23 protein-coding genes are annotated in these 24,322 nt (G+C 73.5%); 11 read left to right on the top strand and 12 right to left on the bottom strand.

Annotated features, from left to right (window positions below):
- Positions 1-67: 67 nt before the first annotated feature.
- A complete protein-coding gene (locus ACFU5G_RS15745) occupies positions 68-682 on the bottom strand; it encodes a hypothetical protein (RefSeq protein WP_377246304.1) in 615 nt (204 codons plus the stop codon).
- Between the two features lie 66 nt (positions 683-748).
- Positions 749-1,570 (bottom strand): 23S ribosomal RNA methyltransferase Erm, encoded by an 822-nt coding sequence (gene erm, locus ACFU5G_RS15740; RefSeq protein WP_377246301.1) that lies wholly within the window; start codon positions 1,568-1,570, stop codon positions 749-751.
- Between the two features lie 289 nt (positions 1,571-1,859).
- Here erm and ACFU5G_RS15735 point away from each other — a divergent pair, with 289 nt between their 5' ends.
- Positions 1,860-5,381, top strand: a complete 3,522-nt coding sequence (locus ACFU5G_RS15735) for a family 43 glycosylhydrolase (RefSeq protein ID WP_377246298.1) — start codon at positions 1,860-1,862, stop codon at positions 5,379-5,381.
- A gap of 64 nt (positions 5,382-5,445) precedes the next feature.
- On the opposite strand, the gene ACFU5G_RS15730 is transcribed toward ACFU5G_RS15735, so the two are convergent.
- The 3 genes from ACFU5G_RS15730 to ACFU5G_RS15720 form a co-directional block, all read right to left on the bottom strand.
- The gene (locus tag ACFU5G_RS15730; RefSeq protein WP_377246295.1) at positions 5,446-7,767 is read right to left on the bottom strand and encodes an FtsX-like permease family protein; all 2,322 of its coding nucleotides are present in this window, start codon (positions 7,765-7,767) and stop codon (positions 5,446-5,448) included.
- A complete protein-coding gene (locus ACFU5G_RS15725; protein ID WP_377246292.1) occupies positions 7,764-8,447 on the bottom strand; it encodes an ABC transporter ATP-binding protein in 684 nt (227 codons plus the stop codon). The genes ACFU5G_RS15730 and ACFU5G_RS15725 overlap by 4 nt, the downstream gene beginning before the upstream one ends.
- Positions 8,448-8,511: 64 nt before the next feature.
- Positions 8,512-9,033 carry a PadR family transcriptional regulator gene (locus tag ACFU5G_RS15720; RefSeq protein ID WP_377246289.1) on the bottom strand — a complete coding sequence of 174 codons (522 nt, stop codon included), beginning with the start codon at positions 9,031-9,033 and terminating at the stop codon, positions 8,512-8,514.
- Positions 9,034-9,188: 155 nt separating this feature from the next.
- Here ACFU5G_RS15720 and ACFU5G_RS15715 point away from each other — a divergent pair, with 155 nt between their 5' ends.
- The 3 genes from ACFU5G_RS15715 to ACFU5G_RS15705 all read left to right on the top strand — a co-directional run bounded on the left by ACFU5G_RS15715 (position 9,189) and on the right by ACFU5G_RS15705 (position 13,342).
- A complete protein-coding gene (locus ACFU5G_RS15715; protein WP_377246286.1) occupies positions 9,189-10,781 on the top strand; it encodes a peptide chain release factor 3 in 1,593 nt (530 codons plus the stop codon).
- Positions 10,782-10,901: 120 nt separating this feature from the next.
- Entirely contained in the window at positions 10,902-12,170 is a 1,269-nt protein-coding gene (locus ACFU5G_RS15710) for a chloride channel protein (protein ID WP_377246283.1), read from the top strand.
- On the top strand, positions 12,167-13,342 hold the full coding sequence (locus ACFU5G_RS15705) for a cation:proton antiporter (RefSeq protein ID WP_377246280.1): 1,176 nt from the start codon (positions 12,167-12,169) through the stop codon (positions 13,340-13,342). The genes ACFU5G_RS15710 and ACFU5G_RS15705 overlap by 4 nt, the downstream gene beginning before the upstream one ends.
- On the opposite strand, the gene ACFU5G_RS15700 is transcribed toward ACFU5G_RS15705, so the two are convergent.
- On the bottom strand, positions 13,314-13,691 hold the full coding sequence (locus ACFU5G_RS15700) for a MerR family transcriptional regulator (protein ID WP_377246278.1): 378 nt from the start codon (positions 13,689-13,691) through the stop codon (positions 13,314-13,316). The genes ACFU5G_RS15705 and ACFU5G_RS15700 overlap by 29 nt on opposite strands.
- A gap of 74 nt (positions 13,692-13,765) precedes the next feature.
- Between ACFU5G_RS15700 and ACFU5G_RS15695 the strand changes: the two genes are divergently transcribed.
- Entirely contained in the window at positions 13,766-14,494 is a 729-nt protein-coding gene (locus ACFU5G_RS15695; RefSeq protein WP_377246275.1) for an SDR family oxidoreductase, read from the top strand.
- On the opposite strand, the gene ACFU5G_RS15690 is transcribed toward ACFU5G_RS15695, so the two are convergent.
- The 4 genes from ACFU5G_RS15690 to ACFU5G_RS15675 form a co-directional block, all read right to left on the bottom strand.
- Positions 14,481-15,113, bottom strand: a complete 633-nt coding sequence (locus ACFU5G_RS15690) for a class I SAM-dependent methyltransferase (RefSeq protein WP_377246272.1) — start codon at positions 15,111-15,113, stop codon at positions 14,481-14,483. The two genes, ACFU5G_RS15695 and ACFU5G_RS15690, sit on opposite strands and share 14 nt — an antisense overlap.
- 98 nt (positions 15,114-15,211) lie before the next feature.
- Complete coding sequence (locus tag ACFU5G_RS15685) at positions 15,212-15,976, bottom strand: C40 family peptidase (RefSeq protein WP_377246269.1); 765 nt, start codon at positions 15,974-15,976, stop codon at positions 15,212-15,214.
- Between the two features lie 144 nt (positions 15,977-16,120).
- Positions 16,121-17,158, bottom strand: a complete 1,038-nt coding sequence (locus ACFU5G_RS15680; protein WP_377246266.1) for a hypothetical protein — start codon at positions 17,156-17,158, stop codon at positions 16,121-16,123.
- A 1-nt stretch (position 17,159) separates the two neighbouring features.
- The gene (locus ACFU5G_RS15675) at positions 17,160-18,389 is read right to left on the bottom strand and encodes an FAD-dependent monooxygenase (RefSeq protein ID WP_377246263.1); all 1,230 of its coding nucleotides are present in this window, start codon (positions 18,387-18,389) and stop codon (positions 17,160-17,162) included.
- 184 nt (positions 18,390-18,573) lie between these two features.
- On the opposite strand from ACFU5G_RS15675, the gene ACFU5G_RS15670 reads away from it, so the two are divergent.
- Positions 18,574-19,518 (top strand): GntR family transcriptional regulator, encoded by a 945-nt coding sequence (locus ACFU5G_RS15670; protein ID WP_377246260.1) that lies wholly within the window; start codon positions 18,574-18,576, stop codon positions 19,516-19,518.
- Between the two features lie 9 nt (positions 19,519-19,527).
- Here ACFU5G_RS15670 and ACFU5G_RS15665 read toward each other — a convergent pair whose 3' ends face one another.
- Both ACFU5G_RS15665 and ACFU5G_RS15660 read right to left on the bottom strand, forming a co-directional pair.
- Entirely contained in the window at positions 19,528-20,763 is a 1,236-nt protein-coding gene (locus tag ACFU5G_RS15665) for an RNA polymerase sigma factor (protein WP_377246257.1), read from the bottom strand.
- The gene (locus ACFU5G_RS15660) at positions 20,760-21,128 is read right to left on the bottom strand and encodes a YciI family protein (RefSeq protein ID WP_020018117.1); all 369 of its coding nucleotides are present in this window, start codon (positions 21,126-21,128) and stop codon (positions 20,760-20,762) included. The genes ACFU5G_RS15665 and ACFU5G_RS15660 overlap by 4 nt, the downstream gene beginning before the upstream one ends.
- 183 nt (positions 21,129-21,311) lie before the next feature.
- On the opposite strand from ACFU5G_RS15660, the gene ACFU5G_RS15655 reads away from it, so the two are divergent.
- From ACFU5G_RS15655 to ACFU5G_RS15635, 5 genes are all read left to right on the top strand, one after another.
- Positions 21,312-22,166 carry a S1 family peptidase gene (locus tag ACFU5G_RS15655; RefSeq protein ID WP_377246255.1) on the top strand — a complete coding sequence of 285 codons (855 nt, stop codon included), beginning with the start codon at positions 21,312-21,314 and terminating at the stop codon, positions 22,164-22,166.
- Between the two features lie 43 nt (positions 22,167-22,209).
- A complete protein-coding gene (locus ACFU5G_RS15650) occupies positions 22,210-22,818 on the top strand; it encodes a hypothetical protein (RefSeq protein WP_377246252.1) in 609 nt (202 codons plus the stop codon).
- A gap of 209 nt (positions 22,819-23,027) precedes the next feature.
- A complete protein-coding gene (locus tag ACFU5G_RS15645) occupies positions 23,028-23,447 on the top strand; it encodes a hypothetical protein (RefSeq protein ID WP_377246249.1) in 420 nt (139 codons plus the stop codon).
- A 142-nt stretch (positions 23,448-23,589) separates the two neighbouring features.
- Entirely contained in the window at positions 23,590-23,967 is a 378-nt protein-coding gene (locus ACFU5G_RS15640; RefSeq protein WP_377246246.1) for a type II toxin-antitoxin system RelE/ParE family toxin, read from the top strand.
- Positions 23,964-24,269 carry a helix-turn-helix domain-containing protein gene (locus ACFU5G_RS15635; RefSeq protein WP_377246243.1) on the top strand — a complete coding sequence of 102 codons (306 nt, stop codon included), beginning with the start codon at positions 23,964-23,966 and terminating at the stop codon, positions 24,267-24,269. The genes ACFU5G_RS15640 and ACFU5G_RS15635 overlap by 4 nt, the downstream gene beginning before the upstream one ends.
- Positions 24,270-24,322: the final 53 nt, after the last annotated feature.

The raw sequence follows: 24,322 nt of genomic DNA, 5'->3' as shown, positions 1-24,322 counted from the left end.
TGCCCGGCCAGCGGCCCGTAAAGAACGCCCGAGAGGCCCGAGCCGCGGGTTCAAGTCCCGTCGCTCATCACCAGATCGCGACCTCCGCGCCCAGCTCCAGGCCGTTCTCCGTGGCCCGGGCCGACGAGATGGTCACCTCGGTCTCGTCCTCCGGGAACGCCACGCCCTCGACGAGCTGGTTGAGCTGGTCGTTGCCGAGCTGGTCGGCCACCGCGGCCAGGGGGAGCGAGATGCCCGCGAACTCGACGGACTCCGCGCGCAGCACCGCCCGGCCGTTCTCGGCGGTGACGGAGAGCGCGACGTCCACGTTCTGCTCGCTGCCCGCGATGGACAGCGGCACCTGCGCCACCAGGCCGCCGGACTGCGGGGCGACCTGCAGCTCCGGCAGCTCGGTGGCCGAGCGGGCCATGTCGGTGAGGGCCTCCGGGGAGACCTCCGCCCGCACGGTGGCCCGCCCGGTCGCCAGCTGCACGAGCGCGGGCGTGTCGTCCCGCTCCACCGTGACGCCCGCGGGCAGGTCCGTCTCGGCGGCCTCGATCCGGTCGTCGATCACGCCGCGCAGCAGCACCTCGGCCGCCACGCCGAGCGCCACCAGCACGGCGACCACCGAGACCAGGACGACGATCCAGCGATGGCGGGGACGGCGGGGTGCGCTCGGCGGCGCGGCGGCGTTCGACGACATGTGCCCTATTCGACAGCATCGTCATGCCGGACTCATGGCGAACCGCTGGGCATCACGTGATGGGTCTCATCTCGACCGCCGCCGCACGCTCGTCGTGTACGCGTCCACCCAGGCCCGGGCGTCCAGGTCGCGGGGCAGGGCACCGGGCCCGACGCCGTTCGCGCGCGCCCAGCGCCGGACGTCGCCCCGCCCGACGCCGGTGCGGGCCAGCACCTCGTGGACGCCCCGGCCGGGACCGTTGAAGACGGCGGCGGCGAACCGCTGGTAGCGGCCCAGGTCGGCCACCGGCACCAGCGGCTCCGGACGCCGGTCGATCACGAGCAGCCCGGCGTCGACGCTCGGCCGGGGCCGGAACGCCGAGGCGGGCACCCGCCGGTCCAGGCCGAAGGTGAACCACGGCCACCACTGGGCCGTCAGGAGCGTGGTGCCGCCGACGGCGGCACGCTTGCGCGCGACCTCCCACTGCGTGATCAGCACGGCGCGCTGCCAGCCGGTCAGTGTGAACAGGCGCCGCAGCACCGGGGTGGTCAGGTGGAACGGCACGTTGCACACGAGGTCGTACGCCTCGGACGGCGGTGCGTGGCGCAGGATGTCGCCCCGCGTGACCGTGACGTTCCCCGGGGCGATCCGCCCCAGCCGCGCGACCGAGCGCGGGTCGATCTCGACGGCCTCGACCGGCCGGCCGAGCCGGGCCAGGGGCAGGGTCAGCGCCCCGCGTCCGGCGGCCCACTCGACCAGCGGCCGGTCGGCGCGGGGGACCAGGGCGACCGTCCGGTCGATCACCTGCGTGTCGACCAGCAGGTTCTGGCCCAGCTCGTGCGCGCCGCCGGGGTCGTTGCCCGGCGGGAGGCGGAGATCCGCGGATCGGGAAGATGGGTTGCGCGACATGAGTGTGCTCCAGGATTCGTCGGCTGACAGAGAATCCGGGCAGCACGAACGCGCCGCCCGGCGGAAGCCGGCGGCGCGGAGCACGCGCTTGGGGTGGTGTGCGTTCCGCGCCGCTAGCGGGCGGAACGCTGCCTGATCATTGCGTTCATATCGCGGCGACCCTACGGCCCGGCCTCCGCGGGGCGCCACGCTTTTTCGCCGGGGTCAGCGCAGGACCAACCCTTGACACGGTGATCCGTCGATGGTCGGATGACGCGACTGTTAACGCTCACATTCTCGCGAGGTCAACGTGCAAAGAAGCACTCGTCCTTCCCGCCTGCCCCTGCGCACCGTCGCCACGGGCGCCGTCGTCGCACTGCTCGGCAGCCTGCTGCCCCTGATCCCCGCAAGCGCCACGGCGGTCTCGACCGCCCCGACCCGGACCGCCGCCCAGGGCGAGGCCGACGCCGCGGCCGCCGCCCTCGGCGTCGTGCATGCCGACGACGTGCGCGGCCACCTCACCCTGCCGACGGCGGGCCCGGACGGCGCCACGGTCACCTGGGCGTCGTCCGACCCCGACGTCGTCGCGGCCGACGGCGTCGTCCACCGCCCGGCGCACGGCGCCGGGGACACCCAGGTCACCCTGACCGCTACCGCCGAGGTGGGCGGCGCGACGTCGGCCCGCGAGATCCCGCTCACGGTCCGCGAACAGCCGGCCGCCGCGGCCTACGAGGGCTACGCCTTCAGCTACTTCACCGGCAACTCGGTCGCCGGCGAGAAGGTCTACTTCGCGGCCAGCCGCGGCAACGACGTCCTGACCTGGGACGAGACCAACAACGGCCAGCCGGTGCTGGAGTCGGGCGAGGGCACTCTCGGCCTGCGCGACCCGTTCCTGATCCGCTCGCCGGAGGGCGACCGGTTCTTCCTGATCGCCACCGACCTGTCGATCGGGCGCAACGGCGACTGGGACGCGGCGCAGCGGCACGGCAGCCAGTACCTGGAGGTCTGGGAGTCCACGGACCTGATCACCTGGTCCGAGCAGCGGCACGTCAAGGTCTCGCCCGACAACGCGGGCAACACCTGGGCGCCCGAGGCCTACTGGGACGAGTCGCTGGGGCAGTACGTCGTGTTCTGGGCCTCGAAGCTCTACGCGGACGACGACCCGGACCACACCGGCAGCGCCTACAACCGGATGCTGTACGCCACCACGCGCGACTTCGTGACGTTCAGCGAGGCGCGGGTCTGGCAGGACCGCGGCGAGTCGCGGATCGACTCCACGGTGATCCGGGAGAACGACGTCTACTACCGCTTCACCAAGGACGAGGGCGGCGGCGGGACCGGCTGCTCGGACATCATCCAGGAGAAGTCGGCGTCGCTCACCGCCGTCGACCTGCCCGGCGACCCGGCCTGGGAGTTCATGGCGGGCTGCATCGGCCGGGAGGCCGGGACGTCCGCCGTCGAGGGGCCGACCGTCTTCAGGGCCAACCCGGGCGACGCGTCCGGCTCGCCGTTCTACCTGTTCGTGGACGAGTACGGCGGCCGCGGCTACATCCCGCTCGGCACCGACGACCTGGAGAACCCCGACTGGCAGGTCCCCGCGGACTACGACCTGCCCGCCAGCCCGCGCCACGGCACCGTCATCCCCGTGACGGCCGCCGAGCTCGCGGCGCTGCGCGAGGGCATCGTCGTCCCCGACCCGCCGACGCCGGTCGTCGCCGACGAGAACGGCCTCGTCGCGCACTACGCGCTCGACGAGACCGGCGGCACGGTCGCCGCGGACGCCACCGGCCACGGGTACGACGGCGTCGTCAGCGGGGACGCCACCTGGGCCGACGGCGCGCTGAACCTCGGCGGGACCAACGGCCACGTGCGGCTGCCCGACGACATGATGGCGGGGCTCGACGCCATCACCGTCTCGACCAAGGTCTGGCTGGACCCCGCGCAGGCCACGCCGTACTTCATCTGGGGCCTGGGCAACACCGACGGCGGAGGCGCCGGCAACGGCTACCTGTTCACCACGGGGAACAACTACCGCTCCTCGATCGCGACCGGCAACTGGTCCACCGAGCAGACGGCCGCCTCGGGCTCGGCGCTGCCCCGCGGCGCCTGGAAGACGCTGACCTACACGCTCCAGGACGGCACCGCCACGCTCTACCTGGACGGCGTCCGCGTGGGCGAGAAGACCGGCGTCACGATCGAGCCGGGCGACATCGGCGACGGCCGCACCACGGCCAACTACATCGGCCGCTCCACGTACACCGCCGACCGGTACCTCAAGGGCAGGGTGCGCGACTTCCGGATCTACAACCGTGCCCTGACGGCCGGCGAGGTGCGGGAGCTCGGCGCGGACCCGACCGCCATCACCGGCGTCGAGCTGGACGCCCTCAAGGTCCCCGCCGTGATCGACGGCGCGACGTCGACCGTGACGCTGCCGGTGACCCCCGGCACCGACGTGACGGCGCTGGACCCGGCCTTCGAGGTGGTCTCCACCTCCACGGTCTCGCCGCGGGTCACGGGCCCGGTCGACCTGTCGGCGCCGCGGACGTTCACCGTCACGGCCCAGGACGGCGCCAGCCGCGACTGGACCGTGCGCGCCGTCGAGATGCGCTCGCCGGTGCTGCCGGGCCTGTACGCGGACCCGAACATCGCGCACTTCGGCGACACCTACTACCTCTACGCGACGTCGGACGGAGTCGCGGGCTGGGGCGGCAAGGACTTCTACGTCTGGACGTCGAAGGACCTCGTGGACTGGGAGCGCTCGGCCGAGCCGATCCTCACCCTGGACGGCGCCGCGGGCGACGTGCCGTGGGCCAGCGGCAACGCCTGGGCGCCGACCATCATCGAGCGGGCCGGGAAGTACTACTTCTACTTCTCGGGCCACAACCCGACGTACAACCGCAAGACGCTCGGCGTGGCCGTCGCCGACCGCCCCGAGGGGCCGTTCACCGCGCAGCCGACGGCGATGATCCTGAACGACGAGCCGATCGCCTCGGGCCAGGCGATCGACCCCGCGGCGTTCCAGGACCCGGAGACCGGCCGGTACTACCTGTTCTGGGGCAACGGCGGGCCGTCGAACGGCCCGGTGTACGCCGAGCTGAGCGACGACATGCTGTCCGTCAAGCCGGACACGCTCGCACGGATCGGCGGGCTCACGAACTTCCGGGAGGGCACGTTCCTCAACTACCGCGACGGGCTCTACCACCTGACCTACTCGATCGACGACACCGGCTCCGCCGACTACCGCGTCGGGTACGCCACGGCCACCAGCGTCGACGGGCCGTGGACCTACCGCGGCGTCATCCTGAGCAAGGACTCGAGCCAGGGCATCCAGGCGACCGGGCACAGCTCGATCGTCCAGGTGCCCGGCACCGACGAGTGGTACATCGCCTACCACCGGTTCGCGATCCCCGGCGGCGACGGGACCCACCGCGAGACCACGATCGACCGGCTGACGTTCGGCGCCGACGGCCTCATGCGGCAGGTCACGCCCACGCTGACGAGCGTCGACCCGCTCACCTACGACGGCGTCCGGCCGCGGTCCCTGAAGCCGCCGACGGTCGACGGCCGGCCCGCGGCCGGGTCCACCCTCACGGCCGCGCCCGGCCGCTGGGACAAGCGGGACGTGACGTTCGGCTACCAGTGGCTGCGCGACGGCGCACCCGTGGCCGGCGCGGTGGGGCGCACGTACCGGCTCACCGCCGCCGACGTCGGCCACCGGATGTCCGTCCAGGTGACCGCGACGCGGGCGGGGGCGCTGCCGGGGACGGCGGTCTCCGAGCGGGGCGCGAGAATCAAGGCTCCGGCCGGCTGCAAGGAACGGACGGCGGTGTAGCCGGGAGCACGCACCACGGCCCCGACCCGGCGTCTCTCGTACGCCGGGTCAGGGCGTGTCCCGGCTACTCGCCGCGCAGCCCCTCCGGCCGGGTCAGCCGCCACAGCAGCGGCAGCCCGGCCGCCGTCGTGAGCAGCACCACCACGGCGGCCGCGCCCGACGTCGCGCCCACGCCGACCCAGTCGAACCGGACCGGGGCCTTGACGGCGACCTGGAGCGCGAGGGCGAGCACCGAGCCCGTCACCACCGCCAGCGCCAGCCCGAGCACCACCGGGACGGCCACCTGGTAGAGCACCGAGGCGCTCAGCGTCCGACGCCGCGTGCCGAACGCGACCAGCACCGCCAGCAGCCGACGCCGCTCCCGGAGCTGCTCGACGACGTTGACCAGCATGCTCGCGCCGACCATCGCCAGCAGCGCGACCGTGCCGACCAGCAGCACCTGCCGGATGCCGCCGAGCGCCGCCGCGATGCCGCGCTGCTCGATCGGCGACGCGTAGGCCACGGGGTCGACCTGCGCCGCCGCCGTCCGCAAGTGGTCCAGGGCGTCCGGTTCGGCGGGATCGAGGGCGACGTAGGTCGTGACCGACGCCGGCGCGAAGGACGCACCGGCCAGCGCACCCGGCGTCGCCAGGATCTGCGCCGGCCCACCGCCGTTCATCGCGGAGACACCGCCCTCCGGCGGCGCCACCGTCTCGGCCGACGCCGGGAGCGTCCACGTCGCGAGGGCGTCCGTGCTGCCGGCGGTACCGACCTCCGCGTCCGGGTCGCCCAGCAGGTAGGAGGTGTTCGCCGCGGGCGCTGTCGCGCCGTCGGGCAGGACGACGAAGACGTCGCCGTCCGCGCAGGTGCCGATCTGGGCCTCCTGGGCCAGGACGTCGCAGGTGCCCGTGCCGATCAGGATGTCGTCGTCCGCTGCGCCGCTCCCCGCCGGTGCCGCCCACACCGAGGCCAGGGTGCCGACCGCGGTCACACCCCGTGCGGCGGCGAGCTCGCGCACCCAGACCTCGCTGGTGTCGGCGCCGGGATCGATGTCCAGGACGGTCGCCTGGAAGGTCCGGGTGTCGGCCTGCGCCTCGGCGGTCAGCGCGCCGATCGCCCCGAGGAGCCCCTGCAGGGCGATCAGCCCCGCGACCGTGACCGCGATCCCCGAGACGGCGCGCACCGCGGTCCCGCTGTCGAGCTGCAGGCGGCGCACCGCGAGGTCCCACGCGACCGTGCCCCCGCGGAGCCGGTGCACCGTGGCCTCCACGAGCCACGGCAGGATCAGGGCGACCCCGGCCAGGAGCAGCACGAGCCCGGCGACGATCATGATCTGGGTCTCCAGCCCGTCGTCCAGGCCGGTGAACAGCGGGTGCAGCAGCGCGAGGCCGGCCACCGGGAAGACCAGCCGCCACCAGAACCGGCGCCGCCGCCGGCCGCTGAGCCGCACCACGCCGAGGGGCTCGACGAGCACCTGGCGCAGGGCAGAGAGCGTGACCAGCACCGTCGTCACGGGGACCAGCAGCACGACCAGGGCCGCCAGCGCGGGCACGGGCCGGAGGTCGGCAGGGAAGAAGCTCAGCCCGGCCGGCACGACGTACCCGGCCACCTGGCCGATCACGAGGAACAGCAGGGTGCCGACCAGCAGCCCGAGCACGGCACCCGTGAGGGTCTCGCCGGCGGCGATCCGCCGGGTCGCGCCGACGTCGGCCCCCACCAGACGCACCGCGGCGAGCCGACGGTCGCGGCTCTCGCTGCCGAACCGCACCGCGGTGCTCACGAAGATCCCGACGGGGAGCAGCAGCACCACCATCCCGACCAGGGCGAGCAGCATCATGACGGGGTCGACCCCGTCGTCGGGCATCTCAACCCCGCCGAACGACTCGATCCGGTCGGCCGTCTCCGCGGTGAGCCGGTCGGTGCCCAGGTAGAAGGTGAGCTCCCCGGGTCCGGCCAGCCCCTCGGCGCCGATGGTCCCGACCACGCGGTCGCCCCAGCGGCCGCGCAGCGCGGCGCCGTCGTCGGAGGCGAGCAGGCGCTCCAGGGCGGGGGAGAGGACGACGTCGCCGGGGGCGAGCTGTCGGGTCACGCCGGGCGGCAGCGGGGCGTCGTCGGCCTCGGGCTGGAGCAGCCGGCCGTTGATCCCCTCGTCGTGGAACACGGACCGGACCTCGGCGGTCAGCAGCGTGGGCGTGCCCGGCGTCAGCTCCTGCGCCGACTCCACCGACCGGGCGGCCGCGCGCTCGCCGCGCGCGTCCAGCGCGGCCGGGATGCTCGCCGCGACCAGCAGCATCGTCACGCCCAGCCCCACGCCGACGGCGATCAGGGCGAGCCGCGCCCAGCCGGACCGGCCCCCGCCCACGCTCAGGCGCACGCCGAGGGAGAGGTCGGTGAGCCACCGCCTCATCGCACGAACTCCTGCTGCCGAACGCGGCCGTCGCGCACCACGGCCTCGCGGTCGGAGTACGCCGCGACGCGGGGTTCGTGCGTCACGAGGACGACGGCGGCGCCGGTGTCGCGAGCGGCCGCGACGAAGAGCTGCATCACGCGGTCGCCGTTGACGGTGTCCAGCGCTCCGGTCGGCTCGTCGGCGAACACCACCTTGGGCCGGGTCACGAGCGCCCGGGCCACGGCCACGCGCTGGCCCTGCCCGCCGGACGCCTGACCCGGGCGCTTGCCGGCGACGTCGGACACCTCCAGCCGCTCCAGCCAGGCCTCGGCGCTGCGCAGGGCCGCGCGGCGGCTCGCCCCGCCGAGCCGCAGGGGCAGCGCGACGTTCTCGAGGCAGGTGAGCTCCGGGACGAGCTGCCCGAACTGGAAGACGAACCCGAACTCGGTGCGGCGCAGCGCGCTGCGCTCGTCGTCGTGCATGGCGGTCAGGTCGCGTCCGGCGTAGGTCACGCGGCCCGCGTCGGGCATGAGGATGCCCGCCATGCAGTGCAGCAGGGTGGACTTGCCGGAGCCGGACGGGCCCATCAGGGCCAGCACCTCTCCGGCGTGCACCTCGGCGGTCGCGTGCTCCAGCGCCATGGTGGAGCCGAAGCTGAGCCGCAGGTTCTCGGCGATGAGCAGGGGTTCGTCGGCCATCGTGTCTCCTGGTTCGGGGGTGCGGGTCTCGACAGGCTCGACCTGCGGTAACGGGTGGGGCGGGCTAGCCGCGCACCTGCGCGGCGAGCTGCTGGACGCGCGCCGCCGTGACCTCCAGCCAGCGCAGGTCGGCCTCCAGGTGGAACAGGGCGTGGTCGCAGATGAGCTGGTCGGCCAGGTCCCCGGCGTCCCGCCGGCGCGTGAGGTCGCGCATGAGGCGGAGGTGCTCGGCGCGCTGGGTGTCGAGCAGCTCGTCGGCGTCGTGCCCGGTGAGCAGGGCGAGCACCACCTTGGTGTAGAGGGTGCTCTGCAGGTAGGGCTCGGGCTTCTCGGGCTGGGCGAGCCACGCGGCGACGTCGGAGACGCCGGCCTGCGTGATCGCGTACTTCTTGCGCTCGGGGCCGGCGCCCGGCTCGGCCTCGACCTCGACCAGGCCGTTCTTCAGCAGCCGGGCGAGCGTCGAGTAGACCTGCCCGTAGTGCAGCGGCCGGTCCTGCCCGAAGCGTTCGTCGTAGGAGCGCTTGAGGTCGTACCCGTGCCGCGGCCCGCCCTCGAGCAGCCCCAGCAGTGCGTGTCCAACGGTCATGCGAACGCACTATACACACGGTGTATACCTGGGGTGAAGACCCCGGTTCGCGGCCCTCCGGGTACCGGGAGGGTAGAGTTGCGGGCTGTCCGGAAGCGGTAGGCGCGGGAGATGGGGATGGCGTTGGTGCAGCACGAACTGAATGGTGGAGCCCGGTGACCGTCCTGACCTCCGACGCCCGTCCGGTCGAGGCCGAGGCGGCGCGTCGCCGCAGCATCGCGGTGATCTCCCACCCCGACGCCGGCAAGTCGACCCTGACCGAGGCCCTCGCCCTGCACGCCCACGCGATCGACGAGGCCGGGGCGGTGCACGGCAAGGGGAACCGCGCCGGCGTCGTCTCCGACTGGCTCGAGATGGAGCAGAAGCGTGGGATCTCCATCACGTCCGCGGCCCTGCAGTTCGCCTACGGCGACGTGGTGATCAACCTGCTCGACACCCCCGGGCACGCCGACTTCTCCGAGGACACCTACCGCGTGCTGACGGCGGTCGACGCCGCCGTCATGCTGCTCGACTCCGCGAAGGGCCTGGAGCCGCAGACCCTCAAGCTGTTCGAGGTGTGCCGCCGCCGCGGGGTGCCGGTCATCACGTTCGTCAACAAGTGGGACCGCCCCGGCCGCGAGGCGCTGGAGCTGTGCGACGAGCTGCAGGAGCGCATCGACCTGCGCCCGACGCCGCTCAGCTGGCCCATCGGCGAGGCCGGCCGGTTCCTCGGGCTGCTCGACCGCGCCAGCGGCGAGGTGCGCACCTACCGCCGCGCGCCGGGCGGCGCGTCGATCGCCGAGGAGCACCTCCTGACGCCGCAGGCCGCGGCCGACACCCTGGGCGACGACCACACCGAGGCCGTGGAGAGCGTGCAGCTCCTCGACGAGCTCGACCGCGAGTCCTTCCTCGCCGGCACGACGACGCCGCTGCTGTTCGGCGCGGCGCTGGCCAACATCGGCGTCAAGCAGCTCCTGGACGCCGTCGTGGAGCTCGCCCCCGCGCCGGGCTCGCGGCCCGACGTCGACGGCACCGCCCGCGACGTGGACCAGGCGTTCAGCGGTTTCGTGTTCAAGATGCAGGCGGGCATGGACCCCCACCACCGCGACCACGTGGCCTTCATCCGCGTGTGCTCCGGCCGCTTCGAGCGCGGCATGGTCGTGACGCACGAGCGCACCGGCCGGCCGTTCGCCACGAAGTACGCGCTGTCGGTCTTCGGCCGGGAACGCCAGACGGTCGAGGACGCCTACCCCGGCGACGTCGTGGGCCTGGTCAACGCCAGCACCCTCGCCGTCGGCGACACGGTGTACGACGCCGCCGGCCCGAAGGTGCGGTTCCCGCCCATGCCGGTGTTCGCGCCCGAGCACTTCGCGGCCGCCCGGTCGGTCGACCCGGGCCGCTCCAAGCAGTTCCGCAAGGGCATCTCGCAGCTCGAGCAGGAGGGCGTGGTCCAGGTCCTGGTGTCCGAGGCGCGCGGCGACGGCAACCCGATCCTCGCCGCCGTGGGGCCGCTGCAGTTCGAGGTCGCGACGTTCCGCATGGAGCACGAGTTCTCGGCGCCCATCCGGACCGAGCAGCTCGGCCTGTCGCTGGCCCGCGAGGCCGCGCCGGAGCACATCGACACGATCGCCGCCTACCCGGGCGTCGAGATGGTGCGCCGCGGCGACGGCACCCCGCTCGTGCTGCTGCGCGACGTCTGGCACGCCCGGGCGTTCGAGCGGGCCCACCCGGACGTGCCGCTGATACCGCTCGCCGCCAGCGGCGTCTAGCTGCGCCCGCGGGCCGCGCCCCGGGTTCTCACCCGGCGGCGCGGTCCCGCCCGCGCGCGAACCCCGGGGCGCGGTGCGACGATCGGGGTGTTCGGCGGTACATCGACCAGAGGTGCGGCCATGGACGCACACGGCAAGAGGCCGCTGGCCACGCTCGTCGGGCTTCCCGCGGTGGTCGGCGTCGCCGCAGCGCTCTTCGCCACGCTCTTCACGTCGCTGGTCCACGGGGGCGAGCGGCTGTTCTGGACGTGGCTCCCCGGCGCCCTGGGGCTCAACGGCGTGCCGTGGTGGTGGGTCGTGCTGCTCCTGCTGCTCGGCGGCGTGGGCGTGCACCTCGCGTCGCGGCTGCCGGGGCACGGCGGCCATCACCCGCTGGACGGGTTCGCCTTCGACATCACGGCGCGCGAGCTGCCCTCGACGCTGCTGGCCGCGGCGTCGTCCCTGGTCTTCGGCGCGGTGCTCGGCCCGGAGGCGCCGCTGCTCGCGATCGGCACCAGCATCGGCTTCGCGGTGCACCGCCGGCTCGGCACCGACGCGTCCAAGGTGCTGATCATGGCATCCGCCGCGGCCGCGCTCGGCGTCGTCCTCGGCAATCCCGTCGTCACCATGCTGCTCGTGCTGGAGGCGATGTTCCTCTCCGCGCGGCCGCGTCCCGAGCAGCCCGTGCTCCAGGTGGTCCCGATCCTCGCGGCGCTCGGCGCGGGCTACGTGGTGCGCATCGGCATCGCCGACTGGCCGGGCATCCACGTGCCCGAGCTGTCCATGGGCGACCTCGGCTCCTACCCGGCCCTCCTCGTGGTCGACCTGCTCGCCGGGGCCCTGGTGGCCGTGGTGGCCGCCGGCCTGATCGTCGCGGCCATGCGCCTCGGCGGCGTCACGCGGCGGCTGGCGTCGCGCGGCCCGTTCCTGGCGCTCCTGGCCGGCGGCCTGACCGTCGGCCTGCTGGCGGTGCTGGTCCGGGCGACGACGGGCGCCGACGTGGACACCGTGCTGTTCTCCGGGCAGCAGTCCCTGTCCACGGTGACGACGACGACGGCCGCGGGCACGCTGGTCGTCGTCGCGGTCGTGAAGTCCGCGGCCTACTCCGTGAGCCTCGGCACGGGGTTCCACGGGGGGACGATCTTCCCGTCGGTGTTCATCGGCGCGGCCGCCGGCGCGGCGACCGCCCTCCTGATCCCCGGGACGACGCTCGCGCCCCTGGTGGCCTGCGGCATCGCCGCCGGGGTGGCGGCCGCCGCGGGGATGCCGGTCACGGCCCTCGTCCTGGCCCTGCTGCTGTGCGTGAGCGCGGGGGCCGCCGTCACCGTCCCGGCGATCCTCGGGGCGCTCGTCGGCACGCTGCTCAAGGGCCTGTTCAACGCCCGGCGACCCGCCACGGTCGAGTCATGAACGTCTACGCGCCCCTCGTGCCCGTCTTCGTGGTGGCGCTGCTCGCGCCACTGCTCACGGCGCTGATGCCGGTGCGGTCGCGGCTGCCGCAGGTGGTGCTGCTCCTGCTGGGCGGCGTGCTCATCGGCCCGGCGGTGCTCAAGCTCGCCGCGCCCGACGACGTCACGCTGCTCTCCGACCTGGGGATGGGCTTCCTCTTCCTCCTGGCGGGCTACGAGCTGGAGCCGAGCCTCTTCCGCGAGCGGGTCGGGCGCCTCGCCGGCGCGACATGGTGCACGTCGCTGCTGCTCGCGGCGGTCGTCGTCCTCGTGCTGATCCGGCCGGACGAGGAGGAGGTGCTGGCCGCGGGGGCGATCGCGCTGACGACCACCACCCTCGGCGTCCTGCTCCCGATCCTGCGGGACGGCGGCCGGCTCGACTCCCGGTTCGGGCGGGCCGTGATGGTGGTCGGCGCGTACGGCGAGCTCGGCCCCATCGTCGCGATGGCGCTGCTGCTCGGGACCCGCGGCTCGGGCGTCGCCGCCCTGCTCCTGGTGCTGTTCGCGGTCCTGGCGGTGGCGGTGGCGCTCGTGCCGAGCTTCCGCGCGCCGATGGCCGGGCGCCTCGTCCTGGGAGCGGAGCACGGCACCGGGCAGAGCACGCTGCGGCTGACGGTGCTGCTGCTGGTGGGGCTGCTCTCCGTCGCGTCGGCCTTCGGCTTCGACGCGGTGCTCGGCGCGTTCGTCGGCGGCATGGTGCTGCGCCGGTGGGCGCCCGGCGACATCAGCAGCCTGGAGAAAAAGCTCGACGCCGTGGCGTTCGGTGTGTTCGTCCCGGTCTTCTTCGTGAGCTCGGGCATGGCGCTGGACGTGGCGTCCATCGCCGCCGCGCCCGGCCTGCCCCTGGTGCTGTTCGCCCTGATGGTGGTGGTCCGCGGCGGTCCGGTGCTGCTCTGGCTCCGCGGGGAGCTGCCGGCCACGGAACGGGTGCAGGCCGCGCTCTACTCCGCGACCGCCCTCCCGCTGCTGGTCGCGCTGACCGGGATCGCGGTGCAGCGCGACCTCATGTCGACGGCGACGGGCGCGGCGCTCGTCGGCGCCGGGGTGCTCTCCGTGATGGTGCTGCCGCTGGTGGCCGGCCGGCTCACGTCGCGCTCGAGCGGTGCTACGGGTGGCTCGCCGTCACCTCGATGACCTCGTCGAGGCGGTCCAGGGCCGCCTGCAGGTCGTCGATCTTGGCGCGGATCCGGTCGCGCTCGGTGTGCAGCATGGCCCGCTGCTCGGCGTCGGTGTGCCCGGACTCGATGCACGGCAGCAGCTCCGCGATGTTCCGGCTGGTGAGCCCGGCGGCGTACATCTGCTGGAAGAACCGCACGCGGGCCCCCGCCTCACGCGGGTAGAGCCGCTGACCGGACGGGCTGCGCTCCGCGGTGAGCAGCCCCTGCTGCTCGTAGTAGCGCACCGCGCGCACCGAGACCCCGGCGTCGCGCGCCACCTCGCCGATGCGGACCAGCCGCTCGACGTCCGTCGTCGTGGCGCTCACGGCGCCCCCTCTCGCTGCTCGGGTTCGATCAAGACTTGACCCTGACGTCAACGTCAGGTTTTAGCGTACCGGACATGGAGATCAAGAACTCAGTCGCCCTCGTCACCGGAGCCAACCGCGGGCTCGGCCGCGCCTTCGCCCAGCGGCTCCTCGACCGGGGCGCCCGCAAGGTCTACGCCACCGCCCGCCGTCCCGAGACCGTGGACCTGCCCGGCGTCGAGGTGCTCGCCCTCGACGTCACCGACCCGGGGTCCGTGCGGGCCGCGGCGCGGGCGGCGTCCGACGTCTCGCTGCTCGTCAACAACGCCGGCATCTCGACCGGGACCGACCTGGTGACCGGCTCGCTCGACGTGGTGCGGCGCGAGCTGGAGACCAACGTCCTCGGCGGCCTCACGATGATCCGCGAGCTGGCGCCGGCCCTCGCCGCGCACGGCGGGGGAGCGGTCGTGAACGTCCTGTCCGCCATGTCGTGGTTCGGGATCAAGGGCGGCAATGCCTACCACCTGTCCAAGGCCGCCGCGTGGGCCATGACCAACGGCGTGCGCCTGGAGCTGGCCGACCAGGGCACGCTCGTCACCGCCGTCCACCTCGGCCTGGCCGACACCGACATGTCCGCGGGCTGGCAGGTGGACAAGATCTCGCCGTCCGACCTGGCCGACGCCGCGCTCGACGGCGTCGAGGCGGGATCCGCCGAGGTGCTGGCCGACCAGTGGAGCCGGGACATCAAGGCCCGGCTCCCGCTGACGCCGGAGGAGTTCGACGCCGCGATGGCCCGCGCGCTGGCGGGTCTTACGGCGGTGTGACGGGCTTGCGCGCCGCGAGCCGCTCGATGATGCCCCGGTTGAACCGGTCGTGCCGCTCGACGGTCAGCCCGGCCGCCTCCACGCGCAGCAGCGGGCGACGGCGGAAGTGCTCGCTCTGGAACCGCACGCTGTACACCTCGGCGACGGCCTGGAGCATCCGGAGCGGCGCCGACGTGCTGACCACGTGGTCGGCGAGCAGCAGCAGGCCGCCGGGCCGCAGCACCCGGACCATCTCGCCGACGGCGCCGCCGTCGTCGGGCACGGCGCACAGCCCGAAGGTGCAGACCACGGTGTCGAACGAGGCGTCGTCGAACTCGAGCCGCTGGGCGTCGCCGACGCGCAGGTCCACGGCGCGGCCCAGCTCGGCGGCGTGCCGGCGGGCGAGGTCGAGCATGGCCGGGCTCAGGTCCATGGCGGTCAGGGTTGCGTGCGCGGGGTACCGGTCCAGGTTGAGGCCGGTGCCGACGGCGACCTCCAGCACCTGGCCGACCGCCTGCCGGCACACCCAGTCGCGGGTGTCGCCGAACATCCGCTCGGCGCGGTCCATCTTGCGGTCGTAGCCCACGGCCTGCCGGTCCCAGTACCGGCGGATCCGGTCCTGGCTGGGTGGTCTCACCATGGTGCCTCGCTCACCGGTCGTGGAAGACGGATCGGGCGGTGTCGCGGAGAGGCGGCGTCGTCCGCTCCCCGCAACACCGCCCGATCGTCCGGCTGTGGTCAGCCGACCCGCAGGAAGGTGGGGTTGGACTGCCAGATGCTGGTGTACCGCACGCTCTTGCCGGGGACCGGCGCCTCGATCTGCATGCCGTTGCCCGCGTAGATCGCGATGTGGCCGGGGGTCCAGATCAGGTCGCCCGCCCGGGCCTCCGCCCACGACACCGGCGTGCCGGCGTACAGCTGCTGGGACGAGGTGCGCGGCAGGTCGATGCCCACCTGCCGGAAGACGTAGGACGTGAACCCGGAGCAGTCGAACCCGCTCGGGGTGGTGCCGCCCCAGACGTACGGGACGCCGAGGTAGCGCATCGCGATGGAGACGACCGACGCGCCGCGCTGGATGGAGGCCTGCTCGGCCTGCTCCGCCTCGATCTGCGCCTGGTACTCGGCGTTCTCCTTGGCGGAGACCACGGTGACCGCCGACTTCTCGACCTTCAGCTCGGCGTCGGCGGCGACGGAGATCATGGTCGACGCCGAGACCGACTCGCGGGCCTGGGAGGTCAGGGCGTTGAGGTCCGCGGTGTTCAGCGCGGCCTGGACGGGCTGGCCCGTCAGCTCCGTGCCGACCGACATCGTGGCCGGCGCCGCCTGGGCGGGCGGGGCGATGAGCGACAGCAGCACGCCGCCACCGGCGGCCGCGACGACCGCGCCACGGCCGGCGAAAGTGGTGACCTGGTCACCGGCGGCGCGCGCGACGCCCGCCAGCGGACGGTGGGCGGCTCGGTGCCGACCGCGTACGCGTGCTGCCGGTTCGAGGTTGGGCTCCATGAAGGCTGGGACCTTTCTGGTCGGAAGGGCGACCGTCAAGGCTCGCCGACCCCGGCCGGGTACCGGCGAGGTGCGAACGGAGATGACGTGTCAGGCCCATGGTGGCCCCAAGAGTAACGGAACGGACAACCCTCTGGTCCATCATCAGAGGGGGTGAATTCCCACCTGGTGCTCGCGAGGCCCGTGCCGAGCCCCCGGACGGCGTGCGACGTGCCGGGCGAGCAGTGCCAGGAGCGCCACTTCCAGCACGATCACGACGCCGCCGGTCACGGCGTTGGCGGGCGGGCCCGGCAGCATGAACGCGGTGTGCCCCACGAGGATGCCGCCGGCCAGCCAGATCCGGTGCCGGTCGCCCCAGCCGGGCGCGGCGCTCCAGCGGAGCGTGGCCCACGCGAGGCCCAGGCCGACGAGAGCCGCGGCGACCAGCGGGATCGCCGGCGGGACCCCGTCGGCGACCAGGGTCCGGGGTCCGAGGCCGGGCGGGATCAGCAGCGCCAGGAACACCACGGTCCCGGACCCTGCCGCGGCGGCGACCACCGGCGGTCTCGGTGCGGCTGCCGCCGGGCGCGGGCCCGGGACGGCGAACCCGGGCGCCACGCGCAGCGCCAGCAGGCCCAGCACCGCGATGGCCACGACGAACGCCGCGGTCCAGCCCCACGGCGCCAGGTAACCGGGGTCCTCGGTGCCGCTGATGACCACGCGCAGGCCCACCACCCCCAGCACCGCCAGCAGCCCGACGCCGACGAGGCCGCCCGTCCGCAGGTACGGACGCCCGCGCCGGCCGGGGAAGACCAGGTCGGTGAGCAGCACGGGGACCAGCACGCTGAACACCACGTGCACCCCGACCTGAGAGGCCCAGTAGCTCCAGTTGGCCCCCAGTGCGCGCCAGCCCCAGTCGGCGGCACCGTAGATGTTCGGGCTGGTCAGTGCCTGGAGGCCGAGCCCGTCCTCGGCGAGCTGGTAGGCCAGGCCCAGCAGCACGAGGCCGGGCCAGCCGCCGCCGGCCCGCACCGCGAGCTCGCGGACCAGCAGCACGCCCGCCCCGTACATCACGAGCAGCAGCGGCAGCAGCAGCCACGCGAACGGCACGGCCACGGCCGTGAACGTCAGCTCGGCGCACACCGTGGTCAGCAGCGCGAGCGTCCACGCCGCCCGCAGCCGCCCCTTCGGGTCGCGCGCCACGTCAGCGGTGCGCGAGCGCGGCGTAGTCCGGGAGGGCGACAGTGCTGGCCACCCGTTCCATGCCCCGGCCCACGAGGGTGCGCGGCAGGTACGGCAGCAGCCGGATCGACAGGTTGCGCATCCGGACCTGGGCCCGGGAGTCCGGCATCAGGCCGTTGTCGCCGGACCTGCGGGCGAACTCCTGGGCGCTGTCGACGAACTCGCGCATCCGGAGCTCGTAGGTGGCGTAGGCCTGCCGGTGGTCGCCCTCGGCGGCGGCGAGCTCGCCGGCCAGCACGTACGCGCCGACCAGCGCGAGGCTCGTCCCGATGCCGGACATGGGTGACGCGCAGTAGCCGGCGTCGCCGAGCAGCACCGTGCGGCCGCGCGACCAGCCGTCCACCTCGACCTGCACCACCCGGTCGAAGTAGAAGTCGGACGCCTCGCCGATGGCGGACAGCAGCCGCGGGATCTCCCAGCCGTCGCCCGCGAAGGCGCGCTCCACGATCCGCTTCTGCGCGTCGACGTCGCGCCGGTCGTACCGCAGCGGCTCCGAGCGGAGGAAGAACCCGGCCAGCGCGGTGCCCGGTTCGCTCCGCGGGTAGACGGCGGCCGTCCTGCCGGGACGCCCGCCGCCGGCCGGCATCGTGTACATGAGCTGCCAGCCGTCGTGCGGCAGCGTCGTCGTGGTGCTGAAGAGCGACACGTAGCTGCCGAGGTCGCGGAGGTAGTTCTCGTCGGGGCCGAACAGCAGGCGGCGGACCGGGGAGCGCACCCCGTCGGCGCCGACGAGCAGGTCGAACCGCCGGGCCGTGCCGCCCTCGAACCGGACCTGGATACCGACGTCGTTCTGCTCGGCGGCCACGACCGAGTCCCCGAAGAGGTACTCGACGTCGTCGCGGGTCGCCTCGTACAGGATGCGGGCGAGGTCGGTACGCAGCACGGGCAGCTCGGCCACGGGGCCACCCGAGTTGCCGAACACGTCCGTTCCCATGGACGCAACGCGCTTGTTGTCCTGGTCCACGAACGCCATGCCGCGCGCGCCGGTGTGCGCCGCCCGGACGGCGGGCACGATCCCGGTCCGCTCGGCCACCTCGCGCGCGGTGCCGCGGATGTCGACCGCGTGCCCACCGCTGCGGGGAGCGGGCGCCCGCTCGACCACGGTGACGTCGAAGCCGTACCGGTGGAGCCAGTAGGCCAGCGTCGGTCCGCCGATCCCGGCGCCGGAGATGAGGACGCTCCGGTTCTTCATGGGTTCTCCCTGGGTGCTGACGCCGCACGATGCGTACGGCGTATCGGATTCTCGTACTTCACCCACGCTAACGACGTGTCCGCCTGATTTTCAGGGGAAACGGGCAGAAAGTGTGCTCGGCGGAGCCGGAAGTGAACTAGTACACTCGGGGCCGGAACGACACGTCGCCGAGCCGGAGGGGTCCATGTCCACGTCGTCGCAGCAGGGGGAGCCGCCGTACCGGCAGATCGCGGGGGAGCTGCGCGCCAGGATCCTCGCGGGCGACCTGCGCCCGGGGGACCGGGTGCCGTCCGTGCGTCAGATCGCGCAGCGCTGGGGCGTCGCGGCCGCCACGGCCACCCGCGTCACCGCCGTCCTGCGGGACGAGGGCCTGGTCGAGGCGAGGGTCGGTTCCGGCACGGTGGTCAGCGCGCAGACGGGGCGGGGGGCCCGACCGGCAGGCAGAGCGCCGTCCGATCAGGGGCTGAGCCGGGACCAGGGGCTGAGCCGGGACCAGCTGCTCCGAGCGGCGATCGAGATCGCCGACGCCGAGGGGCTGGAGGCGGTGTCGATGCGCCGGCTCGCCGCCCAGCTCGGCGTCGGCCCCATGTCGCTGTACCGGCACGTGGCGAACAAGGACGAGCTGCTGGTCGCGATGGCCGACCGGGCGTTCGGCGAGATCGACCTGCCCCGGACGGGGCCCGAGGGCTGGCGGGCAAGGCTGGAGCTGACGGCCCGCCGGCAGTGGCAGCTCTGCCGCACGCACCTCTGGCTGTCCCGGACCGTCTCGTTCACCCGCCCGCTCCTGGTGCCGAACATGATGGCGCAGACCGAGTGGACGCTCCGCGCGCTCGACGGGCTCGGGCTGGACCCGACCGTCCGCATGCGGGAGGCGCTCGCGCTCCACGGGCTGGTCGTGACCGCCGCGCTGTCCCTGGCGGACGAGGTCGAGGCGGAGCAGGACAGCGGCGTCACGCTCGACCGCTGGTACGTGGAGCGGGCCGCGAGGGCGGGCGAGCTGCTCCGCTCCGGGCGGTTCCCGCTGCTCGCCTCGGTTCCCGAGGGTGCGCCGCGGGACCTCGACGCGCAGTTCGAGTACGGCCTGGCGCGGCACCTGGACGGGTTCGCCGTGCTGGTGGGGGACCGCTAGCCGACGACCTCACAGCGCCCGCAGGCGCCCCTGCAGGTACTGCCGCTCCGCCAGGTTGCGTGTGGCCCGGGCGGCCCGCCGGTACGCGTCGGCGGCCTCGGACTTCCGGCCCGCGCGCGCCAGCAGGTGCGCGCGGACGGCGTGGAGCCGGGGCAGCCCGGGGTGCACCCGTTCCAGGCCGGCCAGGGAGTCCAGGGCCGCGCCGTCGCCGTGCACCTGGGCCTCCGCCACGATCCGGTTCAGCGTGATCGTCGGGTTCTGCCGGCCGGTCACGACCTCCAGGACGCCGTACAGCGCGAGGATCTCGGACCAGTCGGTCGACGCCGTGTCCGGGGCCTCCGCGTGCAGCGCCGCGACGCAGGCCTGCAGCAGGTACGGGCCCGGGGCGGCGCCCGGCACGGTCGCCTCGACCAGGCGGATCCCCTCGCGCACGAGGGCCTGGTCCCAGCGGGTCCGGTCCTGCTCGTCCAGCGGGACCAGGGCGCCGTCGGCCGCCTGGCGGGCCGGACCGCGCGACTCGGTGAGCAGCATCAGCGCGAGCAGCCCGGCCACCTCCGGGTCGCTGGGCAGGGCCTGGTGCAGCAGCCGCGCCAGGTGGATCGCCTCGGCCGCCAGGTCCGTGTCGCGGGCGGGCGTGCCCGACGTCGTGTGGTGGGCCTCGGTCAGCATCGCGTAGAGCACGTCGAGCACGGGGCCGAGGCGTTCGGCGGCGTCCCGTGGCCGGGGCAGGTCCCCGCCGAGCTCGGCCAGGCGGCGCTTGGCGCGCGTGATGCGCTGCGCCACGGTCGCCTCGGGGAGCTGTTGGACGTTCGCGATCTGCGCCGTGCTCAGGCCGGCCACGGCGCGCAGCGTGAGGGCGACCTGCGCGGTCCGGGGCAGCGCGGGGTGACAGCAGAGCTGCAGCAGGAGCAGGCTGTCGTCCGCGGGGGACCCCGCCGTCTCCGGCCCGGCCGGCGATCCGCCCAGCGGTTCGGCCAGGAGCGCCTCGCGGGCCTCCCGGTCGCGACGCCGGCTGTCGGCGCGGACCCGGTCCACGTACCGGCGCCGGGCCGTGGTGACGAGCCAGGCCAGCGGGTCGGCCGGCGGTTCGGCCGGCCACTGCCGGTACGCCGCGAGCAGGGCGTCCTGGACGGCGTCCTCGCACACGTCGAACTGGCCCGTGCCGTAGGTGCGCACGAGCCGGGCCAGGACCTGCGGCGCGAGGTCGCGCAGCAGGTCCTCGCCGACGCCGGGGCCAGCGCTCACGAGTCCCCGAAGTCGCTGAACATCACGGGCCGCACCTCGACGGCGAGCCCGTCGATGGCCGTGTCCGGGATCATGCGGGCGAGCTCCAGCGCCCGGGCCTCGTCCTCGACGTCCACCAGGTAGAAGCCGCCCAGGAACTCCTTGGCCTCGGCGAACGGCCCGTCGCTGGTCTGCGTGGTCCCGGCCACGGACCGCACCACCTTGCTCTGGCTCGGGTCGGCCAGCGCCTGCGTGCCCACGAACTCCCCGCGCTCCTTGACGTGCGCCATGAACGCCTCGTGGCCGTCCTGGACCTGCTTGCCCTGCTCGGGCGTGAGCTGCTCGAGGACGGTGGGGTTGATCTGCATCAGGATCAGGTACTTCATGGTTCCTCCTGGGTTCGCGGCGGCGCTCTGCCGTCGTCGTACCCCTTGGTCGGCACGGCCGCGCCGGATACGACAACCGGCCACGAGAAATCTTCGCCGGATTCTGCCGGCGAGGCGGGCTCAGGGTCGCTACCAGGGGTTATCCCGATGTCAGGGCCGCGTGACTTTCCTACGGTCGGACGCATGACGCCCACCGGAGCACGCCTCGCCTCCGTCCTGCTCGCCCCCGTCGTCGCCCTCGCGGTGCTGCTGTCCCTCGCCGCCGCGCCCGCCCAGGCGGTGGTCGGCGGGGACGACGCCTCGACCCGGCAGTACCCGTGGATGGTGTTCCTCAGCCGGGTCGGCGACACGACCACGCCGTCGGGCCAGTTCTGCGGGGGCACCCTGGTGGCCCCGACCAAGGTGGTGACCGCCGCGCACTGCATCGACGACCTCGCGCCGGAGGAGTTCCAGGTCGTCGGCGGCCGCACCGACCTGCACCGCCGGAACGGCACCGTGCGCGACGTCGTCTCCGTGTGGAACGCACCCCGGGTGCCGCCGCCCGCCGCCGGACCGGGGGAGCCCCCGTACGTCGGAGGCGGGGACCTGTCGGTGCTGACCCTGGACGAGCCCATGCCCTACCGCACCCTCCGCATGCTCGACGGCGACGACGCCTGGCGCTACGCCCCCGGACGGCAGGCGACCATCCTCGGCTGGGGTATCTACGAGGAGGAGGGGCTGCCGGGACCGTCCCCCGTGCTGCAGCAGGGCCGCGTACCCATGCTCGACCACACCACCTGCAACGACGCCTTCCGGGCGCACCCCGCGCTGCCGCGCCAGCTCGACCCCCGGTTCTACGTCTGCGGCGGCGTGCCCGACGGCGGCCCCGCGGCGTGCGGCGGCGACAGCGGCGGACCGCTGGTCATCGACGGGCGGCTGGCCGGGGTGTTCGGGCCGATCCTCTCCCGCAACGGCACGGTCTGCGCGGACGCCTACAGCGGGTACACGAGGGTCGACGTCTACGCCGACCTCATCCGGGCCGAGCTCCGCCGCAGATGACATCTGTGGCAGGAGCCGGTCCGCGGAACCGCGATACTGGAGTGTGAACACGTCCATCGTTACCCCTGCGGAAGCAGGGGCGGATATCCCGATCGAGCTGCTCTACCGGGTTCCCTACGGCAAGGTGCTGCACGGCAAGGACTGCCAGCACCTGACCACGAACCGGTTGGCCACGCTCCAGCCGGCGACCGAGCTCGACCGGCAGAAGTTCAAGATCTGCAGGTCGTGCATCATCGCCCTCGACGGCGACCCCGGCCGCGACGACTTCGACTCGTTCGAGGCCGCGCTCGAGGCGCTGCAGGTCCCGGCGGCGAACCGCCCCGCGATGCGCGCCATCGCGGAGGGACTCGACACGTCCCGCATCTGGATCCCGTCGACGCGCACGTACGTGGCCGTCTCGCCCGGTACGGGACAGGAGGTGACCGCGTTCTTCAGCAAGGACTCCGTCGACATGCGCAAGGACGAGGGCGGTTACGAGCGCCTCGTGCTGGCGACCCCCTCGGGGCGGACGACGGCGGCCGGCAGGCAGCGGGCGGGCGCCGCCGGCAAGACGCGGGCGGCGGCCGCGCAGGAGCCGGAGCCGGCCCCGCCGACGTGCCCCACCTGCTACATGCAGCTCCCGGCGACGGGCGTCTGCGACAGCTGCGACTGACCTCGGCGCCGCCGCAGCCACCGTCGTCGTCCGCCGTCTCTTGAGCTTCGGTCCCGGGAGAACGGTCCCCTTCTAGGCCTAGGTTTCTCCTCTTTGAGGCGACTCAAAGAGGAGAAACCTAGGCCTCGAAGGGGAAGGGAATCGCGGCCCCGGGTGAATGCCCGCGCCGGGCCTTGTGTCCCGCGACGCGCCGTCGGTACCTTGCCCGCGTGTTGCGCGATGCCATGGCCGGTTCCACGGAGCTGGAGCTCCACGCCGGATTCTTCGTGATCATCGGGCTGACGCTCGCGGTTCTCGTCTGGGCCGCGATCGAGCTGTGGCGCAAGCCCGTCGTCGCGGAGCGGATGACGGACAGTCTCCTGCAGATGCGCATGACCCAGGAGAACGAGCGGGTGGCCCGGGCCGTCACCAGGGCCTTCCTGCCCGGGGTGCTGATGATGGGATCGCTCTGGGTGGCCACGGGATCGGCGTTCCTCGGGGCGGCGTACCGGTCGGTGGTCATGGAGATCGGGCTGGCGGGCGTGGTCGTGTCGCTCGTGCTGATGGGATCCGTCGCCGTCTTCAACCGACCGAGATTCCTCGCACCACCCCACATGCGAGGCGACCGAAGCCTGTTCTCGCGCGAGTGATGAGCCATGGATCTCCGTTACCCCGCGTGATGCGCATCCGTTCTGCTGGGCTTCCGCCGATGAACACTCACGTCGAGTAGGGGTCCGTGCTCACCGCGACGATATCAGCACATCACGATAGCCTGATACTGTGGCTTGGGGTGTGGAGTTCGACGAGGCGGTGTTCGAGTGGTTGACAGGGTTGGAGGAGGAGTCGTTCGTTCAGGTTCGTGCTGCGCTCAATGTGTTGCGCGACCGAGGTCCACAGCTGGGTCGGCCGCTCGTGGACACGGTCGTCGGATCGCGGCACAAGAACATGAAGGAGCTGCGGCCCGGTTCGGCGGGTCGCAGCGAGTTGCGCGTGTTGTTCGCTTTCGACCCAGAGAGATCTGCGATCCTGCTGGTCGGCGGTGACAAGGCAGGTCGCTGGCAGGATTGGTACCGGTCCGCGATCCCGATGGCCGACGACCGCTACGACGCCCATCTCAAAGCGCTCGCGAGGCGTGCTGGCGGCGACGCAGGAAGAGGAGAGGAACGATGACCCGAAGCCTTGACGACCTCGACCGGGCTCGGCCGGTCGCTCCGGAAAAGGTAGCCGCCGCCGAGGAGCGGCTGCTGGCGCGGCAGCGGGCCTGGCAGCTGCGGGAGCTACGCACCCAGCAGGATCTGACCCAGGCCGAGCTCGCGGAGCGCATGCACGTGGGCCAGAACCGGGTCTCGCAGATCGAATCGGGCGGCGCGGAGTCGACACGCCTCGACACGTTGCGTCGATACGCCCAGGCCCTGGGCGGCACGCTGAGCGTTGAGGTCACGATCGGCGACACGCGGTACATCGTCGCCTGATCCGGTCGAGCCCGTTGCGACACGAGGCCCGGTCTCCCGCAGGGTGCGGGAGC

The organism is Promicromonospora sp. NPDC057488, assembly GCF_042802395.1.
In the GTDB taxonomy this organism is placed as follows: Bacteria; Actinomycetota; Actinomycetes; order Actinomycetales; family Cellulomonadaceae; genus Promicromonospora.
The sequence above is the reverse complement of the archived record's forward strand: the minus strand, read 5'-3'. Positions and strand labels throughout refer to the sequence as shown.